This is a genomic window from Frankia sp. AgKG'84/4, from assembly GCF_023242965.2.
In the GTDB taxonomy this organism is placed as follows: Bacteria; Actinomycetota; Actinomycetes; order Frankiales; family Frankiaceae; genus Frankia.
In genome coordinates this window covers 1-3,883 of record NZ_JALKFU020000521.1, presented here as the reverse complement: position 1 = coordinate 3,883, position 3,883 = coordinate 1, and the positions used below count along the sequence as shown (strand labels likewise).

Here is a 3,883-nt window from a genome sequence, read left to right as displayed (position 1 = left end):
CCGCTGCCCGCCGCGCTCGCCGCGGCGACCCGGGTGCGCGACCAGCGGCTCGCCGCCGAGGTCGAAGAACTGCTTGCGGCCCCCGAAGCGGGTGCCGCCGCCGGCGGCGAGCACGATCGTCCAGACCGCGCCGGGCGCGGTCCGGGACGAACCGTCGCCTGGATCAGCCACCGCTCGCTCCGGCCGGCTCGTCGGCGGCGTCGACGAGCAGATCGACCCCCGCGAGCGCGGCGGCGGCCTCGGCGACGGTGTCGAACGGCAGGTCCGCCCGCTCGGCGATGTCGAGCAGGCTGCGGGTGCCGTCCGCGAGGTTGAGCACCCACAGCAGGGCCATCTCGACGGCCTGGCGGTTCATCGTCGCGCCGATCGCCCGGTACAACCCGCGCCGGCCGAGCTGCGGCTCGCCGTAGGGCGCGGTGTTGCGCCAGACCCGGTCGGCCTCGCAGATCTCGACGATCCGCCGCAGGATCGCGAACGAGTCCGCGAGCGACTCCGGCGTCACGAAGTCCAGGTCGTCGGCGCTGGTGTGGTACTGCGGGTACTCGCCGTGCTGACCGCGGCCGAAGCGGCCGACGGGCAGGTCGAAGCCCGGCGAGCAGAACTGCCGCTCGTCGTAGCCGTAGGGCGAGAAGTCGACGACCCGGTGCGGCCGGCCGGTCTCCGCGAGCGCCGTGGCCGCGGCCCGGTCGACCGCGGCGGCGCTCCGCCGGCTGCGCTTGTAGGTCGGGTCCGTGCGGTCGCCGAGGCCGGTCAGCACCAGCCCGTGGCGGACCCGGCCGACGGTCTCGCGGTTGCGGGCGAGCCAGGTGATCGACCCGATCGTGCCCGGGATGAACAGCAGGCGGAAGGTGTGCCGCCGCGGCGCCGCCGCGAGCGTGCGGGCGAGCAGCGCCGCGATGGCCATGCCCGAGCAGTTGTCGTTCGCCATCGCCGGATGGCAGGTGTGCGTGGTGATCAGGAACTCGTCGTCCGTCTCACCGGGCAGCACGATCTCGCCGTAGGTGAGGGAACCGTCGGTGAGCGAGGTGTCGATCTCGACCTCGTACTCACCGTCGGGCAGCGTGGCGAGCTGCCGGTCGGTCAGGCAGAAGCCCCAGTTCTCGTTGTAGTACGACGTCCGGTAGGGCACCCAGTCCGGCCGGTCGGGCATGGAGAACAGGTGCGGGCGCAGCTCGTCGAGACCGAGCCGGGCCCGCAGCGGCGTGCTGTATCCCAGCAGGTGCAGTGGGTTGTCGGCGGCGTCGACGACGGTTTTGCCGTCCGGGCCGATCAGGCGCGCCGAGGCGACGTTCCACTCGCGGGGCACCGTCCAGTCGAGCACCGGCGTCCCACTGGGCACCTCGTGCACGGTGAGCGGGAGGTCCGGGCCGAGCGCCCGGGCCACGGTGTGCAGCGTGGCCCGGACGCCCTCGCCGGTGATGCTGCGCATCGGCGGCAGCAGGTCGGCGATGAGGTCGTGCAGCCAGCGGCCCGGGTCGTCGGAACCGGCCGGCTCGGGAGATGCGGTCATCCTCGTGATTCCGTCCGCAGCGTCAACCGTCGGCGATCGGGGGTCAGTCGGCCCACACGCGCCACGGCGCGTTGCCGGAGTCCCAGAGCTGGTTCAGCTCGGTCCAGTCGCGGAAGGTGTCCATACCCATCCAGAAGTCGTCATGGGTGTGCAGGGTGAGGCCACCGTCGCGGGCGAGGGTCTGCAGCGGGGAGCGCTCCAGCAGCAGGGCCGGGTCGTCGTCGAGGTACTTGTCGATGAACTCGCGCTCGAAGACGAAGTACCCGCCGCTCACCCAGCCGGTCTGCGGCGGCTTCTCGGCGAACAGGGTCACCTTGCCGTCCGCGGTCTCCAGCTCGCCGTAACGGCTCGACGGCCGCACGCCGGTCACGGTGCCGATGCGGCCGGCGGCCACATGGTCGTCAAGCACGGCCCGCACGTCGATGGCGCCGACGCCGTCACCGTAGGTGAGCATGAAGCGGGGGCCGGTCAGGTACTGCGCGACCCGGCGCAGGCGGGCGCCGGTCCCGGTGAGCAGGCCGGTCTCCGCGAAGGTGACCTCCCACTTCTCGTCGCCCGCGCTGTTGTGGAACTCGGGGGTGTGGTCGTCCGAGAGCGTAAGAGTGAAGTCGGCGACCTGCTCCCGGTAGGCCAGGAAGTAGTTCTTGATCAGGTCGCTCTTGTAGCCGAGGCAGAGCACGAACTTCCGGAAGCCGTAGTGCTCGTAGGTCTTCATGATGTGCCACAGCACCGGCTTGCCGCCGATGTCCACCAGCGGCTTGGGCAGCTTCTCGCTGGCCTCCCGGAGCCGGGTCCCCATGCCGCCGCAGAGGATGACGACGGGAATGTCGGCGGGGTCAACGGTCTCGGTGGTCTGCGCGCTGTCGGTGCTCAAGGCTGTTGCGTCTCCCGTGCTCATGCCCCGGTCGGGCCGCGGCGGGGCGGATGGGCGCTGATGAAGGTGATCCCTGGGGGACCGCGGTACTGGCCGGGGCACCCGCCTCGGCCCGCTGCCACTCGCCGACCGATGCCTGGGCCCGGGGCCGGCGGGGTCAGCCGCCGGTCGCTTCCCGGTGGGTCGGGAGACGCGCTCCCGCACCTGAGGATGTCGCTGTCCCGGCCGCGTTCAGGCGGTCGCGACCGCGTTCCCCCTCTGTCGCTGCTTATGTCAAGATCGGTGACGGTCTGCCACCCTCGGTGCCCCCCGGCGCTGCCGTCGCAACGGTACCGTATGGCCCCCCGCCGGCCCGAGGACTCCCTCCATCCCGCCACCCTTCGACCCGATTCGCGACCGGAGTTCGGGTCCGGACGGGCATCGCGATCCGATGGGTCTCGCGAGGGGCGCGAGGGGTCGGACGGCGGGATCAGACGCGCGCCGCGTGGGGTCGGACTGCGGCGGCGGCGTTTCTCGCGGGTAGCCCCAGCGCGGCGTAGTGTCCCCGTGGCCGCGCCGCCGAGCCTTGACCAGCTCGCGGTGGGGTCGGACACCCAGCCCACCGCCCCCGCGAGATTCCCGCCACGCTGGCGCCGGGTTCGGTGCCTCCGGGCGCGGGCAGCGGCGGCCCACCAGCCGGGTCGCGAAGGAGTCTGCCCAGCTCAGGGGCGCTGATGGGCGGCCAAGGTGGCGCCTCTGCTGGCGCTGTGGCCTGCCGGCGGGCGGCCCGCGGGGCGCCATTCGGACGATCGGCCGACGGCACCGCGCGGCCCACCTTCGTGGCGAACTGCCGATAGATGGTGCCAGATCTTCGTCAGGCCGACAACTCGCCCGCTGGATACCGCGTCATTCCAGGTGGATCCCGCGATGGCGCGGGTCCGGCGTGCCGGCATCGCCGGCTGGGTCTCCACGGAGCGGAAGGGGTTTGGTGCCGATGCGGATGACCGTTGCTGTCCGTGATAGCCCGAGGCCGCCGACATCGCTCTTCGTGCGTTGTTGTTACGGTTCGTCCGTCACTAACGGATTGGTGAGAAAGTCCCGGCTCGCGGCGTCCCCGACGTCGGCGGAACGCGTGGCCGGCCCCCTGGGCCGGGGATTCGTCACCCCGGGTGGAAGGCGCGCGCCACGTACGTCGAGCCGTGCCGGTGGCCGGGAGAGCACGATCTGGGGTGATGCGGGTGCGCGAGCGCTCCTGGCCGGATGAGCCCCCGGCCGGGGACCGGTCGCCGGTCGCACCCAGCTCGCCGGCGCAGCCACGCCGACCGCCGCGCGCGCCTCGGGCCGAACGGCCGCGTGCGCCAGATCATCATTTCGCCGCTGAGCGTGACGAACTCGACGATTCTTCAGTCGACGCCCGCCTCCCCCGGCGACGCGGCGGGGAGCACGAGGGCGCCCCGGTGACGTCACGCCGTGCGCAGGAGCCCGGCGAGCCCCGCCGCCCCGGCCGAGGCATATCGCAG

3 protein-coding genes are annotated in these 3,883 nt (G+C 72.7%); all 3 read right to left on the bottom strand.

From position 1 onward, the window contains the following. Positions 1-171, bottom strand: a 171-nt coding sequence (locus tag MXD58_RS22435) for an NTP transferase domain-containing protein (RefSeq protein WP_374616507.1), incomplete at its 3' end; no start/stop codon positions are given. Continuing rightward, on the bottom strand, positions 164-1,510 hold the full coding sequence (locus MXD58_RS22430; RefSeq protein WP_248836522.1) for a DUF4910 domain-containing protein: 1,347 nt from the start codon (positions 1,508-1,510) through the stop codon (positions 164-166). The genes MXD58_RS22435 and MXD58_RS22430, both read right to left, overlap by 8 nt. Positions 1,511-1,553: 43 nt before the next feature. After that, the gene (locus tag MXD58_RS22425; protein ID WP_248836523.1) at positions 1,554-2,408 is read right to left on the bottom strand and encodes a sugar phosphate nucleotidyltransferase; all 855 of its coding nucleotides are present in this window, start codon (positions 2,406-2,408) and stop codon (positions 1,554-1,556) included. Between the last annotated feature and the right edge of the window lie 1,475 nt (positions 2,409-3,883).